This window comes from Prochlorococcus sp. MIT 1314, assembly GCF_034093315.1.
Classification (GTDB): Bacteria; Cyanobacteriota; Cyanobacteriia; order PCC-6307; family Cyanobiaceae; genus Prochlorococcus_A; species Prochlorococcus_A marinus_Y.
The window spans coordinates 823,291-845,812 of record NZ_CP139300.1 but is presented as its reverse complement, the minus strand read 5'-3'; the positions used below and the strand labels follow the sequence as shown (position 1 = coordinate 845,812).

Genomic DNA, 22,522 nt, shown 5'->3' with positions numbered 1-22,522 from the left:
TTATTTAATTAAAATTTATTATGGTTAAAAAAGAAGGAAATGAACTAGCAACGGTAAAGGTTTATTTAAATACCAGCATAATTGCTGCTTTATTAGGAGTTGGCTTTATAACATCAACACTTATTTTTGGTGTACTTTTCATAGCTCTAAAATAGAAACTATTTAAGTTTGGTTTATTAAGAATATATCTACTTTTAATTATTAATAATTAATTAATACGTTGCATTATTAAGGAATTTCATACTATCTTCCATAGAAGTTTTTAATATTATGATTAAAAATCCCCTTGATAAAGAAGAAAACAAGAAAGATCAGTTATCTAAACTTAAAGTCAGAATATTGCGTCAAGAAGCAAAGAAATTGTCAATCCCTTTGTATAGTAGAAAAAACAAGGCATTATTGGTTGACTTAATACTGAAATATCAAAAGAAAGCTTTAATTGAAAACAAAACTAAGATTGAAAGAGAATTAAAAGTTGATCAAAATTGTAAAGTTAATTCAGAAGGTTCCAAAAATAAAATTTTTTATGAACATTCAAAATTGAAAAGATTATTATCTAAGTCATTTCCAGATAAAGAAATAACCGTAAAAGATAATAAAGATGGATCTCAAACAATTCTTATAAAATAATTTTATGAAATAAGTTTTAATGAGTTACGTCGTGATCCATAATAGTTATATTAGTCTTGATTGAATTAGCCCATCTTAGTTTTCTGAGTTTTTGATTTCCCAAACTTTTTAAGCATTAATTGTGGCTTTCTTTGATTGGAACTCAATAATTAATTCTAATTTACTACCTTCCCCTTCCACAGTTTGAGCATCTATATCATTTTCAAATATAGAGCTACCTACTGATTCGATCCAAGGCTGAAATGCTTCAACCTATTCAGCAACCTCGGATTTGTAACTGTTGTAGTAACGAGCCAAAATCCTTTCGACATTGAATAAGAAATAAATTTTTAGGAATTTAATATAAAATATTAGTGTAAGTATTTAAGCATTCTATTTGTATTTTTTAATTAATCCGTAAATAGATCAAAGAGGATTAGTTATCAAAAAAATCCAAACAAGAGGCGGATGATCACCATCTATAATTGTCCCGCATTAAAAGTTTTGAATACAACTACTGCTAATAAAAAGGAGCTAAGTGCTAGAAATTTTAGATTGATTGTTAATTATTAAAAGTTGAAATAAAAAATGTAGATCCTTGAGATTCCATTTATGGATAAACGAAGATTTACCTTAAATTAGTTAAAACTTTTCTGTTTTCATATGAACCGATTTTGGCAAAATAATGAAATTTTTATAAAATTTGGGTAACTTTTATTTAAACTGATTATTCATAAAATTTCCTTTTTAGAAAATTTAGAGCTGATATGAAGTATTTGAAATTAATACTTTTAACTTTTTGAAAAACTTTTTATTAAATTCCAAGCCTCGTTTGCCGTATTAGCGTATTTAAAAATAGACAAATCATTTTCTCCAATTAAACCCATATCAGAAAGGAATTGAAAATTAATAACCTTTTCCCAGTAACTTCTGCCAAACAAAATTATTGGAATATTCTTCTTCATCCCAGTCTGCCTTAATGTTAATAATTCAAATAATTCATCTAAAGTCCCAAATCCTCCAGGGAAAAAAACTGCGGCAGTAGATCTCATGACAAAATGAAATTTCCTCATAGCAAAATAATTAAATTTAAAACATAATCCTGGAGTTATAAAAGAATTAGGGTGTTGCTCATTGGGTAGGCTTATATTTAAGCCAATAGATTTACATCCAGCATCAAACGCCCCTCTGTTAGCTGCTTCCATAATCCCTGGTCCGCCACCAGTAACTATTACATGTGAATAAGGACTTTTCGTTTTACTATCCAGCGAGATTAATTTAGATAATTCTCTAGCAGAGGAATAATAATGTGAGAGTGAATGCAAATTTCTTAATCTATCGATATTTATCTTTGAAGATTTTGATTTAGGATTACTTGAAAGAAGTTTTTCTGCTTCATCTAGTCTTCTTTTGGAAGTAATTTCTTCTGAAATGTGCACTCCTCCAAAAACAATTACAGTTGAAATTATATTTTCTTTTTTAATTACCTGCTCAGGCTTTGTGATTTCAAGAAGCATCCTCACCCCTCGCATTTCATCAGTATTCAATAAGTCAATATCTTCATGGGCAAGTTTATAAGTACTAGATTTTAAAATTTCTTCTAAATTACTAGCAACTAATTCAACCTCGTTACTTTTTTCTTGTTCATAATTGCATTTAAATTTGTCTTTCATATTGTTCTCCATTTTGTTTTTTCAATATCAATATTTTAAGGCTTTTCTACAAAAGATCTGCAGCTAATTCTGCTAAATCACTTCTTTCTCCTTGAGATAAAGTTATGTGCCCAATTATGGCTTGACCATGCAATTTTTTAGCTAACCAAGTCAATCCGTTACTATCAGAATCAAGATATGGATGATCTATTTGATTTGGATCTCCGGTAAAAACAATCTTTGTTCCTTCTCCAGCTCTAGTAACAATAGTTTTTACTTCTAAAGGTGTTAAATTTTGGGCTTCATCAATAAGAATAAATTGATGTGGTATCGATCTTCCCCTAATGTAGTTTATTGCCTCTACTTCCAAGAGCCCCATACCTCTTAAATCTTCCCATGAATTTTTAGAGTTAATATCTCTTTCTTTTCGATTAACGATTTCTCCCTTTTTATTTGACTTTGGACTTGTTAAATAATCTAAATTATCAATTATTGGCTTCATCCAAGGAGCTAATTTTTCATCAAGGCTACCTGGGAGATAGCCTAATTCTTTGCCTAAAGGAATTGGTGGTCGAGATACTAATAATCTTTCGTATATATTTTCATCTGCAACTTGATGTAGTCCAACTGCCAAAGCAAGTAAAGTTTTCCCTGTTCCAGCTTTTCCAACAAGACTTACTAATTGAACCTTTGGATCTAGCAGTAAATCTAAAGCAAAACTTTGTTCAAGATTCTTAGGTTTTACTTTACCTAAATTTGATCTTTTTAAAAAATTTAAACCTACTAACTTTTTTTCAGATTGATCATATCTTGTTAAATAAGTATGATTTTCTTTGAAATTATCTCTCAAGATTACACCCTCATTACTCACTAAAGATGGTTCAAATTTTGATTTAATATCTTTCAAATAAATAAAACTATCTTTTTGAACCTTATTTATCTCATCCGAATTGGAACTTATTTCCCTAAAACCCTTTTCTAAATTATCTAAAGAAACCTTATCTTTAGTATAGTCTTCTGCTTTAAGACCAAGAGCATCTGCCTTGATTCGCAAATTTGTATCTTTTGAAATAATTACCACTTCAGGAAAATCTGATAAGACTTTGGTATTTTTTTCTTCAAGAGCGACAGCTAAAATCTTATTATCTCCGCTACTATCAGTTAGTTCCGAAGGCAATCTATCAGTGGTCTCTTTTCTGCAAAATGCAACTTTTATTTTCCCCTCACATTTATTAGTAATTTTTACACCCGAAGATAGATTACCTCTCTCTCGTAGACTATCTAATAATCTAGAGACTCTTCTCGCATTACGACCCTTCTCTCCAGGATCGCGCTTGAATCTATCAATTTCTTCAACTACTTGAATTGGAATTACAACATTTTCATTAGCAAAATGAAAGGTTGATTCTGGATCATGTAATAAAACATTTGTGTCAAGAACTATAACTCTTTTTTTCATAATTAAGTTCCTATTTAAGTTAAGTGTGAATTTAGTTTGAGTTTTAATATCAGCTTGCTTTTGCAGTCCTTTTACCTAAAGGATTAAACATTAATCTTTTGATTTGATCATTTTCCCAAATCCAATAAACGGGGGGGCTTTTCCTAGCGTTAATTAGGCTTAATGTTTTTAGTTTCTGCGGAACAAATTCTTTTTTTGAATCAAAAAGTTCATCCCTAATAGGTTGATTCAAAACAATGCTTCCTTCTTTACCCGAGATTGACCTATGATAAGTTCCTGCAGGAATTTCAAGTGCTCCCATAGATCTTTTTAGGTAAATCACATGATGGGGCTCGTCCCAATTTGGATTTATCAAAATAAATTTCCTCTCACCAGTAATAACTAAATTGTGATCTATTTGATGATTGTGCATATAGTAATGCTCATCCTCAATTTGATCTGGAGGCGATACAGCCGCTCCTGAATGCATAACTACATCACAACCGTTCGATGATAATATCCCTGCATCAAAAAAAGTTACTTTGGGGGTTTCTCTAAAAATGGTTGCAGGGCAGAATTTTAATTCCATAATTCAACCTCTTTGCTAGTGAATTAATAAATAAGATTAGAATTTATTTGCAAAAAATAATTATTTAATGACACTTTGTGGTAACAAACTAAACACTCTTCCTCAAATGGATAATCTATACACCTTTTTTTAATGTTTTTTCTAAAGTTTCCAGTTTCTTGGCGAACTGAAGATCTCGCATATCTTTTTTGGGAACAGTGAATTGTGTTTGTAGTTTCATTTTTTCCGCCTTTTAATATTGTTGCTTGTAACCATTCCAAGTTTGACTCAACCTTAATCCAACATAAGAAATTAAGATTGTCCAAAAAAGAATCTCTAAACTTAAATTAGTCATCTAATTTTCCTCCTTTTTTATTAACTGAGATTTAGTACGGATAAAATATAAAATCAAGCGTAAGAATACCTAAAAAAGATCAAATATTAATCACAATAAATTTTGCAATGACTACTAGTAGGATGTGCCATACATTCTTGATCCCAATATTCTTTTAAATCTTTTTTGGATGATTGATAATTGAAATCATCCATTCTCCATATATCTGAAGTGGCATTTCTTAGAGCAGTGAATGGAGTAGTGAGTTTCATAAAACCTCCTTATCTCTACTCTTTCATTATCCTCCTTTCAGCTTGAAATGTATAGGGTATTTCTACCCGAGTAGAATTGCTTGTGGGTTGTCACGACCACCTTTAATCATTTTGTTGCAGTAGGTATAATTTTGCGTTTAAAATCACTTCATCGACTTTGTGGAAAGCGGGGTGCATAAGACTTTAAGAGGGTAAATAAATGCCTCTTATTTTTAGGTATTACCACTCTTGATTTTTATATAGAATAGATCCTAAATAATTACTAGCCCAAAGTAGGTTATTTTAATGACCATTCCAGGATTAGAGCTTCTTATATTGACTGCTTCACTAATTTATTTTGGTGTCTTTATGACACAAAATTTTTATCAAAAAGGTATGAGAGCTCATCTACACAAAAATATTTTTTGCGTTAAATCACAAAGTAATCCCTATTGCATAACTGATTAGCGGACGATTAATAATTTCAGAGAAGAAGGTTAATTAACTCTAGCGGAAATCCTTATAAAAATATGACTCAGAAAGTTTTTAAACCTTTTATTGAGTTTTTGCTGTCAGAATTTAGTTTTATTGATAAAAAATTTATGACCGAAAAAACTGAATAGCTTATCGGTAAAGCTGCAAAATATGGAATGTTTGCTCTTTTAGGGGCTTACTAATTTACCGGTCAAATTGTTCTAGATAATTTTTAAAAAATTTTTTAATTGAGTTATGTTTGGAGCCTGGTAAGTCCCATTCTTATATTTCGTTATTATGAATCCTCTGATGAAGATTCCCTATCACAACTCTTTTTGCAATCTTCTAGAGATTTTTCAGAAGAGCTCTTTATTTCACAACTGCGAAGACAATCATAAAAGGCATACTTGGGATCTAATTCATTTTTGAATTGTTTATTTCTAAAAGTATTCATAGTTAAAGTCCCTTTGCTTGTTTTTCAAGTTGATTAATTAATTTGTCCAACCATAATGTGTTGTTAATCTTTTTTGTTTTTTTAAAGTATTTCGTTTTGTAAGTACTCATGAAGTTAAAACTCAATCAGTGGGACTAACTTACAATTGATAATTGAAAATCTCAAGAGCACAAATACTGATTATAAATATATTAAAGTAATCAAAGAAGATTTATTTAGAAAGAGAAAATTGATTATTTATACTAAAAGTTCTATTTTAAAAGACTTTCAATTTACTAGTAAATAATAACCATTTCATAAGAAATACTTCTAAAAAAAATTGATTTTTTGAAAATTATTTACTTTTAATCTATTGGAATTTATAAGCTAAAATTTTAAACAATCCTATCTATCTTTGTAATCTTTTCAAACTTCAGATATTTTTTGGGTTGGAATTTTGTTGATTTCCTTTACACAAATAAAAAATTTTATCCAAGAAATCTTTTATTAAAGAGGAAATGAAAATTTAATTAGCGTTTCATTGTAAAAGTAATATAAGTAAACACAATAAGTAATAAAAGACTAAATATTCCATAACTAAGAGCTATGCCATAAATGTGTGTCATTTATTTATAAATATATAAGGGGAATATAGGTAAACTAAAAAAATTCCAATAGCTATAAACTGGCATAAATCAGAAAGTTCCGAATTTTAAATAATTTAGTGTTTTAAATTCTTTTTCTTCTTTTTTAGTAATCATTTAATTTCTTTGTCTTTTCTGGCAGCATTACCTTTAGCTCTTAATACTAGAGTAATTGTAAGTGCTGCACTAAGTATAAAAGCATCAATTAAAAGGTGAGGTGAAATATTCATTAGTTAATTAAAGAAATAATAAGCGTTATTATCTTTGCAACTATAAATCTTTTATTCATTGTCAAAGAGGATTTACTTTTTTAATTTTAGAAAGACTGTCAATTAAAGAAATACTTTTAGGTAAGAAGGGGCTTTTTAAAAGCCCCTCTTGGTGAAACTCTTCCAAAGAAACACCTTCATAACTTTAATTTAAAAGTTGTAAATTCTAACAAATTCAAAAATAAAAATTACATAATCTAAGCTGCCTTTTTAAAAGGGTTCATATTTTGAAAAAAGTTATTACTTTTGTAGTCTCTCATTTTTCTATATCTTTTATTTATCTCTAAGATATACTTTCTAGCTTTTTTGTCGCTTTCAATTTTCTGTTTTCGAAGACGTAAAGCTCTTAAATCTTCTATTGACATGAGTCCTTCATCTTGCTTTAAATTAAAATGATCAAATTGCATCAGTTTAAGAAATTAAGTATCTTCTTTAAATGCCACATTAACAACCTTATAGTTATTGGCAATAGAGATAATTAACTAATTTAAATTAAATTTTATTAGTGAATTTAATTAAATTATGAATTTAAATATTAAAATCTTCAAATAAAAAATGATTTAAAATTAATAAAAACTTTTTATCGAATTAGGTGGAACTTTATTGAAATTAATGATTCTCCATAATGTGATCAGGTTGATATCATTAGTAAACAGTAAAAAAAGTTAATTAAAGATTTTCCTAAGAGGATTTAGTCACTAATAAGATAACCTTAAAAATTATTTAATAGCAAATTACATAAAAAAATCTATCAAGTAACCAAGATATTTATATCAAAATTAAGTAATTTTATATTAATCAGGTCAGATTTATAACTTTTGGCAGCGGACTAAATCCTAATGGAAAATTGGAACTTTGCGAGCTCTATATTTATCACTAAACTAAAAATGGCTCTAGAGCAAAAGTTACTATTCTTGTTTTTGCCTAGTATTTATTTCTTAATATATTAGGAGTTACTAGTAGTTATATTTTCTTTATTCTTTGTAGTGTTTTTATGAGAAAATAATCTAATTTTAAATTGAAGTTTTGTTTAACTTAATGCTTGACTGCTAAGTATAAATACTTTAAAACTAGGATGTAGCATATACTACAAAAATCGTCCGATCTACCATGGGATAGACCGCATTACGAATCAAGCTATAGGACGGGGACTTGAGTAAATAAAGGAGCTACATCATGGTAAAAATGTATTTCAATGGAAAGTCCTTCGTATATTGTAAAAAGCAAGAAGAGAAGGCAATAAAGCTTACTTATAGAGGAATCTGTTACTTGAAATAAGATTTCTAATATTTTTTTGGTATACAATAAGCAATTATTTAATAATTAATATCAAATCTATTAATCACCCTTTTGTCAGATTCGATGAGAAAATGTACGCATTAGATTCTCCAAAAAGGAATCTTTTATTTTTGGATTATTGGAGAAGAGAGAGATAATCAAAGCACTCTAAAATTTATATATCTAGTAATTCTTTGAAAATTAGTTTTCTTTATAAATTATTGGATTAATGCCATCGCAAGTATTTTTAATCAATATGTTCATTATTGTTATTGCTTTCTTGATTAGAAGAGAAATTAAGCTTAAAAAAGCTAGATAATTTAAAATTATTTCTTAGGAAATTTTTGGCCTTTTTAAGTTATTTCTAACCAAGTATTTTTTGATATTTTATAAGAATAACTTATACTAAAAATAGTTTTTGCTTACTTTAAAAATTATTGATTTGTATATTTTGTGACGAGAAACCAATCTTAAAATAATTAATTTGTAATCAAGTCATATTAAGATTATGCAACCAATTACTGAAGAACTTTACAAAAAAATAGTTGAGAGTTCTAAAAAATGAGTAAGTTAATAATTGCTTTTTTAGCTTTAGATATAGGTGTATGTCTTTCTAAAGTTTATATTTTTCCTGAAAAAGAAATTACTCAGTCAAAAATAATTAAATAAATATTAGGTATTAGTGATTTTTTATACAATTTATTTTATAAAAAAATAATTAAACCAACAAAAGAGCTACCTCAAAGTAGTAGTAAAATTAATAGGTCTATTAATTTTGCTAATCCCATAAAGATAAATCTGAATTTCCTGTAGATCTTTGCATCCAATAAATTTTCCAAACATTATCCACTTTTTTAAACATATAAGTAACTTTTGCAATTCATTGTTAGGTATTCCTTTATAAGTAAATTTTGCAACTAGTTAGTATAAAAATGCACATTACTATATTTTCACTTAAAAATTCTGATCGGTGAATTTTGGTTATTTCTGTCTTTTCTTAAACTACATCACCAGAATTCATTTTTTTAAATACTTCAGCATTTATAGGATTACCACTTGGTCTTATGAATAATAAATCTGAAGTCTAATTGTCAACAAAAAATGAAGCCATTTTTTGGATTAGCAAACTAATCTAATAATGAAATCATTTTTGCCTTATCATTCAAAAGAATATATTGGAGGAATTCCTTCAAGTTTATATCTACTATTTCAAATTTACACATATCCAATGGGATAATTTTAAAAAACATTAGTTAGAATACTAAAAAATTTAAATTTGAAATGCAAAACATAGTGGATTCATTAAATAAATTATTACCTGTTGGTAAAAAGGTCAAAAAATATTTGCCTTTCTTTATTGGATTTAAATTACTTACATTTACTGGTTTTCTTACTTATATAATTAATCGCTAAATGATATTTCCTTAACAGCCAATTGTATTGAATTTATTAGATGCAAGTTTTCGTTGAGTGTGTGATTTCAGATTTGATTAATTTTAGATATAAAAATGGCATCAAATAAAGATCTAATTAATAAAGAAGAAAAAATGATTTTAGTCTATGTCTAGTATTGAAAGACAAGAATTGATAAAAAAGAGGAAAAAAGAGAGAGAAATAAAGCTAGGAATTCCAATCTCTAATAAAAAATATGATAGTAAAGAGTTTTATGAATTAGTTAAAATTACAAATTTTTTATGAGAATTCAGAGCGAAGAAATAAAAAAATATTTAGCTTTATTTGATAAAGCTAATTATATTGGTTCCCTTAATGCAGTAATAATTAATCCACCTATCAATCCTAGATTCATAAGCACCGCTCTTTGATGGAAAGGGAATACATGAAAAATTATTGTTGTTGGAATAAGAAAAAGTAATAATAAGACTGCACCAATTTTTTGATTTTCTCCAAATATAAAAAAACCCGAACCTAAGATAAGACATATAATCGCACCAATTAGAAGAATAGATGAAATTGGATCAGGAATACCTTTTGAAGAAATATATTCGACTGTTTTTTCAAAACCATTTATTTTCCCTGGTATCGATGAGATAAATATTGCAGAAATTGATGCTCTAGAAAAAAAATCTAAAAATGATTTGATACTTTTATTTTCCAAAATAGATTTTTTCATAATTAAATTATAAGAGAAATTTTTATTTGTTTGATAAATACTTTATTAGTCACTAAAATTTTAAAATATTTTCAAAAAGTTTTAGTTCATTTATTTAAGTTTTTAAATTATTATTATTCTTCAAAATGGAATTAAGAGCGATTTATTAATTCTCTTTTTTATTTGTATGCAATAATGAACTTAACTGAAATTAGACATGTTTAAGAATTTACTTTTAACTTTTTTTTTATTTCTTAGTTCTTTAATAGTTGTTTATCCTTCAAAAAAAGAAAATACTAATTTAATTGATTATTGTTATTCTCTTGAAAAGATACTTTCTAGAAATGCATTAGAAAAAAACAAAAATGTTTCACAGAATTATAAGAATTTTGCAAAGGATATTACTTTGTTTGGTACTAATAAAACTAAAGGAGCTTTGGTTAATAAAATGATTGACCAATATAAAAATTCTAAAAAATCATATATTATAACTTTTGTTCCTAATCAGTTTTATTGTTTGGCAGGATATTGGATTGAGATTGTAAATCCAGGAATATTTCAATCTATTTTCTATGAGAAAAGCAAAGAAAGAATTAATCAATATAAAAATATTAAAAAAGAAGTTGATGAATTTATTCAAGATATTAATTCAGATTATGAATCTATAAAAACAGAAATTAATGATTTCTTTTAGAAAATTAAAATTCTTTTTCTAGAAGAAATGATTTAGTTGTTATGTTTGATTCATTTTTTTTAGATTGCGAAATAAAAAATAATAGGAATCCCAAAATGAATACAAATCCAAAAATTGATAAAGAATAAATTATTTTTTTTGTGATATTAAAATTAAGTTTGCTTTTGGTTGGTTTTTCAAATAACCGAAAATTTTTACTTGATACTGAAGTATATTTTTCTGAAGTATTTTCAATATGGTTATTAGTAAATATTTTTTTTTCATTTACTTTAATGTTTGATTGAAAATTATTTTCTGAAGCACCAACTTTGTAGTTGGATTGATCATAAAAAAAATCATGTATTTTTGAAATAGTTTTTATTTTTTTATTTCCAATATCAATTTTAGTTTTTTCTAAATCATCATCAAACCAAGGGTCATAGACTAAAAAGTTGGGTTTAGCAAAATAAGACAAAATTTTATTACAAAAGTACATTAGAAAGATAAATTAAATAAAAACAGGAAAGTTATTTTTGTTGGTAAATTTCATAAATTATGTTTTTAAATCATCATTAATTGTCAATGCCTTTTTTAATATAATTTTTATTAAATTCCAAGTTGCTAATTATTTAATTAGTTTTTGCAATTTCGATTGCTAGATAATTTATCATTTTGATTTTATTTTTTCACGATATGAGTATTCACCACTTTTTTAAATAATATTCCAACATTCTTTACAACCAAAAATACAGTTCGGATGAACTATGGATTTATTCTTCTAAGGAACTGTATATTTCTTATGACATAAATCAGATCTTTTAATTTATTTTAACTTTGCTTAAGAAATTTTGTATTTAAATTATTTGATTTAATAAAAGCCACGAATGATTTTTTATAATGTCATTATAAAGAAGCACTCAACATCTTCTGATGCAAAGCAGTGGTTATTGAGAGTACAAACCTTGAAATTTATTCTTTATATCTTTTTAATTTAAACCATTCATTTTTACGCATCTGATAGTATTTATTTGTTTAGTAAATATTTTTAATTATTGTAATTTTTTTGAAAATTAGAACAACTTATTATACACGTAAATAAGAACTTTAAAAAGAAACTCACAGATATTATTTAATGGACTTTACTATAAAAATAGTAATTTTAATTAAATGAACATTTACTTATTTTGGATATTATTTTTAGCTCTCTGGGCAATTGTCCCTTTAATGATTTTTAAAGGAAGAAAAGACGAATCCCCTAAAATAAAGACATCTCCAGAAATTAAAGCAAAGAAAAAAGGTTGGTTTAGTTAAATATTTATCTGAGTTAATTGATAAATAGTTTCAAGATAAATCTTGAAGTTTTAAGTATTTTATAAAATATTTTTAGCAATTTATTAATATCAAATTTAGATTAGAAGAAATCAAATTTTATTTTTAAATAGTGAAAACAATTGAAGAGACTTATCTCTTTCTGGTCGTTCTAGGAGGAAATTCCACAACGGCTAATGTGGAATTACATGATGTTAGATGGGTTGCAGGTTCTAGAATTGAGGATACATATGATGTATTAATAAATGATTGGTTTGGAACCTTTGAGGGATTACATATTGATAGCTATAAAAAAATAAGATTTGTTGATGGGCATAAGATAACTTTAAAAAATATTGAAAATAAGGAATTAACAAATGAAAAATTTTCTAATATAAACAATACTAAGAAGAATTTATGGTTTGTTAATATTGGAGGCTATGATCCAAGTTCTATGCAAGAAAAACATGAATTTGGTTTAGTTGTAGCTTCAAGTGAATTAGAGGCAAAAAATATAGCAAAATCTAAATGGCTTAAGGGATATCAAAAAAAGCATAAAGATGATATTGCCTCTTTAAAAAAAATTGGTTGTGATGATTGCCAACTTATAAAAAAGATAGGTAATTGGGAAATAGAATTAACTCTAGAAAATAATATAATTCAGGAAAATAATACTCCTGATTGGTTTGGTTATAAAAGAATAGATAAGATTTAAAAAAAGTCGGGAACTTTCTAATTCATAAATAATTATGCTAATTTTTCTACTAAATAAATTAGTCTAATTTTCTAAAGAAAGGATTATATAGAACTTGATTTTCTTAAGAAATAAAATCCACCCACTAAAGAACTTACTACTGGAAACCAAGCTGCAATTATTGGAGGAATTAATCCCTTAACTCCAAAAGAACTGCAAATAAATGACATTACATAATAAACTAAAATGAGAATCACACTCAATCCAAATCCCTGACTTTTTGAAGATCTTAAATTAGATTTAGATCCTAAAATACTGCCTATTAATCCAAAAACCAAACATGCACAAGGTAAAGTAAATTTTTCTTGAATTCGTACTTGAATCTTTCTAATCTCCTTAAGATTTCCCATTTTTTTATATATTCTCTCAGCCTCTAAAGCTTCTTTTAAAGACATATCACTTGCATCTTTTGGAACTTTTGCAAGATCCAATGGACCTTCAACGAAAGGATATGTATATTGTTTGAATTTAATGCTTGTTGTTTGACCGGAAGAGTCAGTTGAAACGATACTTCCATCTATAAATATCCAAGAAGAATTATCTTTATTAAAGATGGCACTATTTGCAGTAAGAATCTGCTTTATATTTTCTCTGGAAAAGTCTAATACAGTAACTTCTCTCATAATATTATTTTCAAAACGAGAAGCATAGAAAATATGAGTTAAGTATGTATTTACTTTCGTTGGCTTATTAGTGTTAGGATCTATTCTTGATCCTTTTCTAGAAAAAATAATATTATTTTTTCTCTTTCCTTTATTAAAAGAACTGCCTATCCCAGATCTTAAAGTTGATTCGGCAAGCTTATTACTAGTTGGAACTAAATTATCATTGAAATAAAAAGTTAATCCTGTCATGAATATTGAAACTGCAATAGCTGGAGCTATAATCCGAGATGTTTTAATTCCTAATGACCTTAAAGCTAATAATTCAGAATTGGATGATAGTTTTCCATAAGATAATAGCGTGGACAATAAAACAGCCATTGGAAATGATAAAACTAAAAAGCTAGGAAGGCTATAAATTAAGGCTTGTAAAGCTTGTAATACAGGTAAGCCATACTCAACTATTTTCCTTATGAGATCGAACATAACCCCAACAGATAATGAAATAACAGTAAAAGCAGAAATAGCAAATATCATAGGAGGTATTATTTGTCCTAATAACCATCTATCTATTAAAGGTATTGAATACCATGGAGTAATTAATTTTTTGATATTTTTTTTAATTAGTGATTGATTTGAAAGTTTCAAAAGTAATTTATTTAATTTGTACTATCTTTTCTTGCATTATAAAATATTAATGATTTAGATACCAATAGAAAATTGTGGTTAAGAAGAATATTTTTAATTATTAATTCTCCAAAATTCATCAAAAAAGAATTTATTTGTAATTGCAATTAAACAAGAAATTTGGTTTCTTGAAAAAGATTAAATTAATTAAAAATAAACCTTTTTCAAGGTGTTTAAGTGCATTCACTGCAAAAATAAATTAGATCAGATTTATAGTTAAAAATGATATCGGGAAAATTTAAGTTTTAGAAAAACTTAGCATAATTTCTTGAGCAAACTATCAAAATGAGAATCTACTCTAAACTACCCAGTTTTTAAAATCTAATATTAATTGATTAACAAAAAATTTCCTGAAGCTTATCTTTAAATACTCTTTTGAATTTTTTAATTACTTAGCTTTTTGATTTCTTTTATAAATTTTATTTTCTCTATTTAAAAGAAAAAGAATGATTAAAATACAAGAGGGAATTAGAATAAAATCTAAAGACATACATATTTTTTGGTCTATTTACTATTTAGCAATAAATTAAGATTTTGACCGGAGTTTAATCTTTGAAGTAATTTTTTTAAAAAAAAGATTATTTAGAGTTAATTTTATCTGCTTGCTTTTAAAAAATTAAAAGAGCTTGCAAGTATCCCACCTGCAAGCTCATGACGACCTAGTTAAATTCAGATTTCCTGATGTTAACCAGCTAAGCACTTCCTAAATGCTACATACATGATAATAAGTAGAATTACTTACTGTGAGTATAAATGCTTACTATGCCAAATCTATCTATAGGCTTAATTGGAAGGAGCAATTAAAGTATCGATATTTTTCAAACAACTAATTAATTTGACATTATTGCCACACATTGATCACTAATTACTTTTTAAAGATAATTTATCTCCTTTTGGTTTACATAAGTTAATATTTGTGTTACTTTTATTAACAATTACATCTTTTTAATGTCAAACTCAGAAATTACAACAGAATCAGGCGGAAGGCAAAATATGTTCCCTTCTGAAACTAGGCCTTATATTGATGAATCTGTATCTTACGAAGGATATCCTCAAAATGCAGAAAAAGTAAATGGCAGATGGGCTATGGTTGGCTTCGTTGCACTTGTCGGAGCTTACCTAACAACAGGTCAAATCATACCAGGCATTTTTTAAAATATTTTATTAAATTTGACTAATTATTGCTTTTAAAAAGCATACAAAAAAATAAAAAGAATAAATTATAAATTAATTAAATTCCAAATAATATGTTAAAAATTGCGTTAATTTAATTTTGAGAATAAAAAAAACCAAGCAAACGTTATTGCATTAAGAGCAAATATTACCCCGAGAAACAAATATACAAATTTTTTCCCAATAAATGCTGTTTCTGGTTCAAGCTTTACTCTCATAAATCCTAGAATTATTTTAATTAAGTTAGCATCAATTATAAAATTAATTTGATTGTAACAGAAGAAAAAGACGAAAATTATCTTTAATGCTGCTGTTTAAAACCTTTCTTCGTTTGAGATAGTCTTGCGCCAATGTACATTAGTAAAATTAACCAAAAAACTATTTCCAAACCTACGTTTACCATGTGATTCACCTCCAATCAATACAATTAATATAATTGTATTTTTAGTATTAAGGTAGAGTTTTTATACTGATTTTTATCATATTATTTAAATTTTTAAAAGAATATTTAATTCTTAATTTATTTCGAATATTAAAAAAAAACAAAAAAAAATAACTGAATTTGATGTAAATTCAGTTATTTTGTAAATTTTAAATTTGTTATTAGATAAAACCTGGGATGATTTGACCTGTTGTTAGGTAAGCTCCAACAAGTGCAATAAAACCTAGCATGGCAAATCTACCATTTAGCTTTTCAGCTACTACTTTTTCTTTTTCTATAGTTTTGGGTTCAGTATTTTTCATTAGAACCAACCCGGAATAATCTGTCCTGTTGTTACATATGCGCCAACAGCTGCAACGAAACCGAGCATTGCTGCCCAACCGTTAAATCTTTCTGCTTCTGGAGTCATTTTTTTTAAGGTAATTTGTAAACAAATATAACACATATGTATATTAATGTAAAGAAAGTCAAGATAAAATTCTTATTTTGCGCGATAAATATCAAATATGCGACAAATATGTATCGAGTTATACTCTATAGGCGATTTGATTTTGGCGCTAATATTTATAAATTTCAAACAGAAAATATAAACACGCAGCTTTTTCTTTTTATGAGTAAATCCTCATTAAGAGATCATTTTAATTAAGCTGTATATGAGGGTTAGCTAGTAGGGATACAGGCTGACCCTTACTTGTAAGAATATTTTATTTTTAAAAAAAATAATAGTCCTTAAAAGCTAAAAAATTGCTATTAATAAATTAGAGATATATAAATTAATGTCATTCGCTACTTATTACATGCATTTGATTTTTTCAAGAATTCCTTCATTAGTGAATTCAGATTTAATACTTTACATTGTGCCTGCTCTCATAGTTTCAATATTATTTTTCAGCTTTAAAATAATATTTGTTACTACACCTAAATTGAGAAAAGTTAAATAAAAAAGGATGTCAAAACAATTATTTTTTTGATAATTGATTAAATTCGAAATAGTCTTTGGGTTATTAGTAATCTTAAGGAAGTTAGTGATACAGAAAGATAAAATGGTTTTCTTTAGCAAGCTATTATTAATATGCCGGCAAAAAATTTGTCAATAATTGATAAAAAAGTTTTTCATTGAATTTAACTAAAATATGGAAAATTATTATTTTTTTAACTTATCAACCTGATAGTTTTCTGCTCCATGCTTTATGCTTCTCATCTAAATTTGAAACTTTCTCCCCTAAACTCAACTGTCTTTCTAATAATTCCACTTTTGTGAGAGTTATTTTCTCTGAATAAAATTTGATAGGTTGCTTACCGTGTAAATTGTCACCACTCATAATAAAATCGTCACTCAAATATTTTTTAAGATGAAAAATAAGATAACTCTAATTCTTTTATATTCTTTTCAGGTTTGCGTAAATTAATGTGATAAAAGATTTATTTCATTTTTAGGCTTCTTTTTTGTATGAAGATTGCCATATGTATCTTCCGCTCTTATTCTCTAGCTTAACAGCCACGCAATTGCAAGCAATATTCCAGAGGGCTTTTGGTATTGGATCAGGATTGAAGAGATATACTTTTTTAAAGGCTTTTTTAATTAAGTTAGTAGCTCTTTTAGCGTGATAATGAGGAATGGTAGGACAAACATGATGAACGACATGGCTTGAACCTATATTATGATGAAGAAAATTAAGGATTTTACCGTAAGGCCTGTCAATTGATAGGAATGCTCCTTTCATAAAAGAAAATCCCGTATTTGAAAAATGAGGTACATCTGAATCTGTATGATGAAGCCATGTATAAACTACTAACCAACTATTAACTACTAATAAAGGGCCAATATACATTGCAATTACTGGAAATAATCCATACTTAAAAATAAAGAAAGAAATACCCAATAATGTTAAAGCTACACCAATATCTGATATCCAAACTTTCTTAGTCCATATTGATGGCCATAATGCTTTGGAAAATGGTTTGATTGGCCAAAAATGATTTGAGGTCCCATATTTAATACCTCCAGTACTACCTGTCAGTAAATAAGCAGGCCAGCCAAATATTAGATGTAAAAGAAGTTGAAGAATGCCGTAATTTTTCTTGCCTATGTAATTTGAAAAATGTATTTCTTTTTCTCCTCCAACCTTCTCTGTAACTCCATTGCCCTTGATTACTAAAGGAACATGAGTTTCACCATTGGTTACATTATTTGTGAATCGATGATGAACCGCATGAGAACGCTGCCAAGAAAAATATGGAACTAGCAGTAATGAATGTATTAAATATCCAGTTATCGTTTCCAAAGTCTTGTTTGGAGAGAATGCTCCATGTCCGCATTCATGGGCAATGACCCAGAATCCCATCGCAGTGGTACCTGATAGTAATGAGTAAATGATCCAAATTGGTATCATTTTTGGAGTAAATGGAATAGAAAACCCTATCGCAACAACAAAAAATTGAATTAAAGCTGATTGTAAAAGATACCTCAAAGAGGTTTTGGTATCGCACTTTAAATAGTGCAATGGGATAACATCCATAAATTCTTTTATGCTTGGAATATCTTTATTCTCTATTACAAGCGCTTGGCCTTTAAGACCTGAAAATTTTATATTACTCAAATTGTTGTTAGGTAAGAATTTAGTTTTATAAAAATGAATTTGCTTATTCTATTATCCAAAAGAGTATCTTTCCTAGAAAATAATATATATTTTGTTTTTTTTAATAGAATTTTTAAAAGCTAAATTTCATCTTTAAATAACTAATTTGATTATGGACATTTTTAATTTTATTCTTTTCTTGAGATTTTTTAATTTAACCATGCAATTAGTTTTTGCATAACCTGTCATAATGATTTTTTAAAGCTCATTAAATTTAAAGACCGCGTATATACCTTTTTGTGAGACCTGATTGTTTCCTAGGTTTTACTAAAATAGGTAAAACAATTACTCCTGCAGTAAAAAGACAGATTGGAGCTATTACCATCAATATAGATTCTAAAGACATGAAAAAATTTGAAATGTTATTAATAAATAGCAGGATTTCTTTTCTAAGTCATGCGTATTTATATCTATTTAGTGAGAATTGCTAAAAAACTTCTATGAAGTATTAAGAAAAAAAGAAAAAAATATTAAAAAAGACCGAATATCTCATATTTCATCCTATTAAATTATCCATAAGTTTTCTTAAGAAGAGGTTATTTCTAATGAATGAAGAAAAGAAATGGATGCTAATGACCTATTATTGTCCAACTCATGGTGACCCAGGGCTCTTAAAACAGATTGAAATAACAAAAAAAGAAATTAGTGAAACATTCTTTAAAAAAAGTAAGGATTCTAAAAATTAATTTTTCAATATTTTTAAAAACCTGGAGAAAAGGGTGTGAAATTTGATTGGAATCTTATAAATTAAATTCTTAATATCGTTGAGGTAAAGCTTTAGCTGCTTTTGAATCGGTACAGATAGTCAAGTCAGATGAAAGGGGATTTTGAAATTTCATCTGACTAGATTTTGTTAAAAATGCAATTTAATAGAAATTATGTTTTCATTCTAAAAGTAATTGCTAAAAATCATTTTATTTGAATATATAGATTTAATTTTTTTAGGTAATTAATAATTTATTACTTTACAAAAGTTCTAGTATTAATAATGTTTAAATTTCATCAGTATCGCATGTCAATTCACATTGATTAAGTTCACTAGATGATATCTTCTCTAAAATTCTTAGCATATCAATTTCCGAAAGTTCTCCATTTGAGTTCCATTTTAAAGTTGTCTTCCTTTGTGGGATATTTTTTTTATTCATTTTGATTATCTCCTTTTAAATGAATTTCTAAACAACGAGTAATACATTCTTGATGACCATCCAGAATACTGCATTCAGTAATACATTCAAAATATGAATTAATAGAATCTATTTCTTTCTCCTGGTTAGTAGAAATAACTGAATCATTCATGAATTTGGTATCTTTATTTGGAATAGAGATATAGCACAAAATTTTGCCTAAAAATTTAATTTATTAAGTGAATTAGAAAAAATAAGTATTATTTACTAAATTAAAATTTCACTAAGTTTCTCTTAAAAAAGTTAGTAATAATAGTCTTTTTAAAAGAAGTATGAAAATAATAATTGTGATTATTTACTAATGGTTTTTTATAAAGCAAATCATTCAAAAAAATCAGCATAAAGACTGATTTACTTTTGAATAATTTAATTAGAAGATAATAAAGTACACTGTTAGATTTTCAAATGAAATCAGTAATTAATTGGCTTTCGAAAATGTTAGAGAGTATGGCAAATGCTTTTATGCATCCATTAAAGAATGACTTGCCCCCATCTATTGGTACTCATTCATATAGCAGTATTCCTATTAAAAGAAAATTCAGAAGAAGGTTTAATTAGGTATTAACTTATTGGAATTAATTCTTCATTTTTATTATCCCAAATAATATATTTGAAGCATTTTGGAAAATCGCTTAATTTTAAGAATGTTGATTTATGAAGTAAATGAATATTTGCTTCATGACAAGCTCTTAAGTTGTAATTTGGTATTCTTTCGGAGAGATGATGAATACTGTGGAAGGATATGTCTGCTAAAAACCAATTTAGCCAACTGGGTATATTTAAATTGCTACTACCCAAAATAGCTCCATCGACTATATTCCAATTCTTTGTATTTTTAGCATATGCATTTTTATAGTTATGTTGCACGAAAAAAACACATATTAGAATTGCGGCTGATAAGGTTGATACTACTGAATAAAATGATAAGAAAAAAAACAACCCCAACCATTTGCTCATAAAAATCCACCCAATTATTACTACTATATTATTTATTATCAATTCAAAAAGTTCGCTAAAATTATCTCCATAATCAGAAAAAGGTGGTTTAATTCTTGAATTAATAGCAAAAAGCTCTGAAAATTCTTTGTTTTTTACTTTAATGAAAGTCTCTTTGAATATATCTTTAATTAAATTAAAAATAATAATAATCAGCCCTAATCTAGGTTTTAAAACTAAGTAATAAAAGCCACCAGGAAAAAGCATTATCCATTTACGACTGACTCTATAAAATATTCTTTCTCTTTTTTTAAGAGAATTATAATCTTCAAGACTTAAAATATCTATAGGACCTTTATAAGTTTCCCAATTCCCATTATTTTTATGATGAAATGCATGATCAATAGACCATGATTTTTGTGGAATACCATTTACTAAACCAAGCAAAAATCCAAAACTGCGGTTTAATTTACGTTTTGTAAAAAGAGAATTATGACCGCAATCATGCATTAATGAGAATGTTCTAGAAGAGAATAGCGTTAAAAGGCAAATAATAGGTATCAAAAAGAAACCCTTAATTAATAATGGGAAAGGATGATTTATAATTTGATAAACGATTAACCAAATAGAAATTATTGGGATTATGGTAGAAATGATTTGATATAAAGCTCTAAAATTATTTCTTTTTAAAAATGGCTGGATTAAAAAATCACTTCTTTTTACTTCGATCATATTCCATACATTTTTAACTGAACATAACAAATTTTTAAAAGTATTGATTATCAACTAAATAAAAACAACTTTTTTCTAAATCTTACTAAAGAATAAATTCCTTAGACATAGTTCGCAATTGATCTAAATTTAATCTTTGCAAGTAATTCTTAAAGTTATTAAGATTCTCAGATAATTTAGAATCATTACTATCGCAAATAAGGCTAGAAGCAATTAAGTCAATAAGATGATCTTTATCCATAATTCCTTATAGACCATAATTCCTATTTTTAAAATTAAGGTCTTGAATTCGAGATCATTAAGTAAATTTAATCAAGTTATTTTTAACAATTTTATAGTTTTAATTCTTAATTTCATGAATTTCTTAAATCTTGTTCTATTTTTTCTAATCTCTAATTTAATTCTTTTTGTTCTTTAATTAAAGCTTTTTTCTTTTTCGTAAGTTCTTTGTTAAAAGGTGAAATGAAATATTTTTGATAGGCGACAAAAAAAGTGCTATTGCTACTGCAATACCAAGAGCACCAATTATTTTATTTCTTATGCAAACCTAAAAATTAATTCTTATCTTTAACTAAATTTATAAAAATGAGTAATTGTACAGCTGCCAAAGAATGGATAACTAATGATGATTAAATTAGTAAAAATTCTTTCATGAATAAAATCATAAATAAAAAATACAATAAAAATGAACCATGGTTTCAATGGTTAACAAGAGAACTTAATTCTTTTGAAGCTTTTCAGGATTTCGCATCAGGTAAAAATCCAGAAGATGTTGCGGAGGATTTTATCTCTAATAATAGTATTGCTATTTCACAAGTTTTCGAGGATTTTGATGAAGAAGATAAAGATACACTCGACCAGTTTCTTAAATTAACTGAATGCGAATGGCATGTGTTTAGAATTCTTGAAAAGCAAATAGAGTTAAGAAACAAGATAAGATTTGTAGATTTTAAAAAAAGAAGAAAATAAAGAGTTAATTTCTATACTATATAAGTTTATTTTTCCCATTACCGGTCTTACCAAAGCCTAACCAGATAAACCACAAGATACATCCGAAGATAGGTATTAAATTAATAAAGATCCATTTCCAATCTTTCCCAAAATCTCTGATTCTTCTAATATCAATAGCTATTTGAGGAATGATACAAACTATTCCATAAGCATTGAAACCAAACGTTTTTATAGTTAGGAAAGAAATTATAAAATTCGCTAATTGAACTAACCACCAGTCCTATCGAGATGTGAATCCTTTGAAATCTGTAGCTTTAATCCAAAACTCTCTATATGCATTTAAAAAGTCATTAAGCATAAATTAAAAATTCAAAGAATCTA

27 protein-coding genes and 2 pseudogenes are annotated in these 22,522 nt (G+C 26.8%); 10 read left to right on the top strand and 19 right to left on the bottom strand.

Features of this window, described 5'->3' with window-relative positions:
• Window positions 1–20: 20 nt before the first annotated feature.
• The gene (locus SOI86_RS04915; protein WP_320682471.1) at window positions 21–155 is read left to right on the top strand and encodes a hypothetical protein; all 135 of its coding nucleotides are present in this window, start codon (window positions 21–23) and stop codon (window positions 153–155) included.
• A gap of 115 nt (window positions 156–270) precedes the next feature.
• On the top strand, window positions 271–630 hold the full coding sequence (locus SOI86_RS04910; protein ID WP_320682470.1) for a hypothetical protein: 360 nt from the start codon (window positions 271–273) through the stop codon (window positions 628–630).
• A 770-nt stretch (window positions 631–1,400) separates the two neighbouring features.
• Here the strand turns inward: SOI86_RS04910 and SOI86_RS04905 are convergent.
• The 7 genes and pseudogenes from SOI86_RS04905 to SOI86_RS09685 all read right to left on the bottom strand — a co-directional run bounded on the left by SOI86_RS04905 (window position 1,401) and on the right by SOI86_RS09685 (window position 8,995).
• Window positions 1,401–2,282: an LOG family protein gene (locus tag SOI86_RS04905; RefSeq protein WP_320682469.1), complete on the bottom strand. Its 882-nt coding sequence runs from the start codon at window positions 2,280–2,282 to the stop codon at window positions 1,401–1,403.
• A gap of 46 nt (window positions 2,283–2,328) precedes the next feature.
• Window positions 2,329–3,720, bottom strand: a complete 1,392-nt coding sequence (locus SOI86_RS04900) for a PhoH family protein (protein ID WP_320682468.1) — start codon at window positions 3,718–3,720, stop codon at window positions 2,329–2,331.
• A 49-nt stretch (window positions 3,721–3,769) separates the two neighbouring features.
• On the bottom strand, window positions 3,770–4,288 hold the full coding sequence (locus SOI86_RS04895) for a hemagglutinin (RefSeq protein WP_320682467.1): 519 nt from the start codon (window positions 4,286–4,288) through the stop codon (window positions 3,770–3,772).
• Window positions 4,289–4,708: 420 nt separating this feature from the next.
• Entirely contained in the window at window positions 4,709–4,873 is a 165-nt protein-coding gene (locus SOI86_RS04890; RefSeq protein ID WP_320682466.1) for a hypothetical protein, read from the bottom strand.
• A gap of 748 nt (window positions 4,874–5,621) precedes the next feature.
• Entirely contained in the window at window positions 5,622–5,780 is a 159-nt protein-coding gene (locus SOI86_RS04885; protein WP_320682465.1) for a hypothetical protein, read from the bottom strand.
• A 1,089-nt stretch (window positions 5,781–6,869) separates the two neighbouring features.
• Window positions 6,870–7,079, bottom strand: coding sequence for a hypothetical protein (locus SOI86_RS04880; RefSeq protein ID WP_320682464.1), 210 nt, complete (start codon window positions 7,077–7,079; stop codon window positions 6,870–6,872).
• Between the two features lie 1,649 nt (window positions 7,080–8,728).
• Window positions 8,729–8,995: pseudogene (locus SOI86_RS09685) on the bottom strand (DUF3804 family protein).
• Between the two features lie 515 nt (window positions 8,996–9,510).
• On the opposite strand from SOI86_RS09685, the gene SOI86_RS04875 reads away from it, so the two are divergent.
• Window positions 9,511–9,648: a 3-phosphoshikimate 1-carboxyvinyltransferase gene (locus tag SOI86_RS04875; RefSeq protein ID WP_320682463.1), complete on the top strand. Its 138-nt coding sequence runs from the start codon at window positions 9,511–9,513 to the stop codon at window positions 9,646–9,648.
• Between the two features lie 52 nt (window positions 9,649–9,700).
• On the opposite strand, the gene SOI86_RS04870 is transcribed toward SOI86_RS04875, so the two are convergent.
• Window positions 9,701–10,081 (bottom strand): DoxX family protein, encoded by a 381-nt coding sequence (locus SOI86_RS04870; protein ID WP_320682462.1) that lies wholly within the window; start codon window positions 10,079–10,081, stop codon window positions 9,701–9,703.
• A 196-nt stretch (window positions 10,082–10,277) separates the two neighbouring features.
• Here SOI86_RS04870 and SOI86_RS04865 point away from each other — a divergent pair, with 196 nt between their 5' ends.
• Complete coding sequence (locus SOI86_RS04865; protein ID WP_320682461.1) at window positions 10,278–10,754, top strand: carbon storage regulator CsrA; 477 nt, start codon at window positions 10,278–10,280, stop codon at window positions 10,752–10,754.
• A gap of 4 nt (window positions 10,755–10,758) precedes the next feature.
• Here SOI86_RS04865 and SOI86_RS04860 read toward each other — a convergent pair whose 3' ends face one another.
• Window positions 10,759–11,208 (bottom strand): hypothetical protein, encoded by a 450-nt coding sequence (locus tag SOI86_RS04860; protein ID WP_320682460.1) that lies wholly within the window; start codon window positions 11,206–11,208, stop codon window positions 10,759–10,761.
• 692 nt (window positions 11,209–11,900) lie between these two features.
• Between SOI86_RS04860 and SOI86_RS04855 the strand changes: the two genes are divergently transcribed.
• Entirely contained in the window at window positions 11,901–12,044 is a 144-nt protein-coding gene (locus tag SOI86_RS04855) for a hypothetical protein (RefSeq protein WP_320682459.1), read from the top strand.
• A gap of 130 nt (window positions 12,045–12,174) precedes the next feature.
• Window positions 12,175–12,756: a DUF1543 domain-containing protein gene (locus SOI86_RS04850; RefSeq protein WP_320682458.1), complete on the top strand. Its 582-nt coding sequence runs from the start codon at window positions 12,175–12,177 to the stop codon at window positions 12,754–12,756.
• 83 nt (window positions 12,757–12,839) lie between these two features.
• Here SOI86_RS04850 and SOI86_RS04845 read toward each other — a convergent pair whose 3' ends face one another.
• Window positions 12,840–14,045, bottom strand: coding sequence for an LptF/LptG family permease (locus tag SOI86_RS04845; RefSeq protein ID WP_320682457.1), 1,206 nt, complete (start codon window positions 14,043–14,045; stop codon window positions 12,840–12,842).
• A 987-nt stretch (window positions 14,046–15,032) separates the two neighbouring features.
• On the opposite strand from SOI86_RS04845, the gene SOI86_RS04840 reads away from it, so the two are divergent.
• Entirely contained in the window at window positions 15,033–15,239 is a 207-nt protein-coding gene (locus tag SOI86_RS04840) for a high light inducible protein (protein WP_320682456.1), read from the top strand.
• A gap of 621 nt (window positions 15,240–15,860) precedes the next feature.
• Here SOI86_RS04840 and SOI86_RS04835 read toward each other — a convergent pair.
• The 4 genes from SOI86_RS04835 to SOI86_RS04820 form a co-directional block, all read right to left on the bottom strand.
• On the bottom strand, window positions 15,861–16,001 hold the full coding sequence (locus tag SOI86_RS04835; protein WP_320682455.1) for a high light inducible protein: 141 nt from the start codon (window positions 15,999–16,001) through the stop codon (window positions 15,861–15,863).
• On the bottom strand, window positions 16,001–16,108 hold the full coding sequence (locus tag SOI86_RS04830; RefSeq protein ID WP_011132751.1) for a high light inducible protein: 108 nt from the start codon (window positions 16,106–16,108) through the stop codon (window positions 16,001–16,003). The genes SOI86_RS04835 and SOI86_RS04830 overlap by 1 nt, the downstream gene beginning before the upstream one ends.
• A gap of 751 nt (window positions 16,109–16,859) precedes the next feature.
• Complete coding sequence (locus SOI86_RS04825; protein ID WP_320682533.1) at window positions 16,860–17,039, bottom strand: hypothetical protein; 180 nt, start codon at window positions 17,037–17,039, stop codon at window positions 16,860–16,862.
• Between the two features lie 93 nt (window positions 17,040–17,132).
• Window positions 17,133–18,299 (bottom strand): fatty acid desaturase, encoded by a 1,167-nt coding sequence (locus tag SOI86_RS04820; protein ID WP_320682454.1) that lies wholly within the window; start codon window positions 18,297–18,299, stop codon window positions 17,133–17,135.
• Window positions 18,300–18,883: 584 nt separating this feature from the next.
• On the opposite strand from SOI86_RS04820, the gene SOI86_RS04815 reads away from it, so the two are divergent.
• Window positions 18,884–19,024 (top strand): hypothetical protein, encoded by a 141-nt coding sequence (locus SOI86_RS04815; protein ID WP_320682453.1) that lies wholly within the window; start codon window positions 18,884–18,886, stop codon window positions 19,022–19,024.
• A 306-nt stretch (window positions 19,025–19,330) separates the two neighbouring features.
• Here SOI86_RS04815 and SOI86_RS04810 read toward each other — a convergent pair whose 3' ends face one another.
• Together SOI86_RS04810 and SOI86_RS04805 are read right to left on the bottom strand one after the other, a co-directional pair.
• Complete coding sequence (locus tag SOI86_RS04810) at window positions 19,331–19,483, bottom strand: hypothetical protein (RefSeq protein ID WP_320682452.1); 153 nt, start codon at window positions 19,481–19,483, stop codon at window positions 19,331–19,333.
• Window positions 19,476–19,634 (bottom strand): hypothetical protein, encoded by a 159-nt coding sequence (locus SOI86_RS04805; RefSeq protein ID WP_320682451.1) that lies wholly within the window; start codon window positions 19,632–19,634, stop codon window positions 19,476–19,478. Before SOI86_RS04805 ends, SOI86_RS04810 begins: the two co-directional genes overlap by 8 nt.
• 293 nt (window positions 19,635–19,927) lie before the next feature.
• On the opposite strand from SOI86_RS04805, the gene SOI86_RS04800 reads away from it, so the two are divergent.
• Window positions 19,928–20,080: a hypothetical protein gene (locus SOI86_RS04800; protein ID WP_320682450.1), complete on the top strand. Its 153-nt coding sequence runs from the start codon at window positions 19,928–19,930 to the stop codon at window positions 20,078–20,080.
• 3 nt (window positions 20,081–20,083) lie between these two features.
• Here the strand turns inward: SOI86_RS04800 and SOI86_RS04795 are convergent, their stop codons facing one another.
• Window positions 20,084–21,190 (bottom strand): fatty acid desaturase, encoded by a 1,107-nt coding sequence (locus tag SOI86_RS04795; RefSeq protein ID WP_320682497.1) that lies wholly within the window; start codon window positions 21,188–21,190, stop codon window positions 20,084–20,086.
• Window positions 21,191–21,275: 85 nt separating this feature from the next.
• Window positions 21,276–21,431 carry a hypothetical protein gene (locus SOI86_RS04790; RefSeq protein ID WP_320682449.1) on the bottom strand — a complete coding sequence of 52 codons (156 nt, stop codon included), beginning with the start codon at window positions 21,429–21,431 and terminating at the stop codon, window positions 21,276–21,278.
• A gap of 410 nt (window positions 21,432–21,841) precedes the next feature.
• Between SOI86_RS04790 and SOI86_RS04785 the strand changes: the two genes are divergently transcribed.
• The gene (locus tag SOI86_RS04785; protein WP_320682448.1) at window positions 21,842–22,159 is read left to right on the top strand and encodes a restriction endonuclease subunit S; all 318 of its coding nucleotides are present in this window, start codon (window positions 21,842–21,844) and stop codon (window positions 22,157–22,159) included.
• A 16-nt stretch (window positions 22,160–22,175) separates the two neighbouring features.
• On the opposite strand, the pseudogene SOI86_RS04780 reads toward SOI86_RS04785, so the two are convergent.
• A pseudogene (locus SOI86_RS04780) lies at window positions 22,176–22,499 on the bottom strand (DUF805 domain-containing protein).
• Window positions 22,500–22,522: the final 23 nt, after the last annotated feature.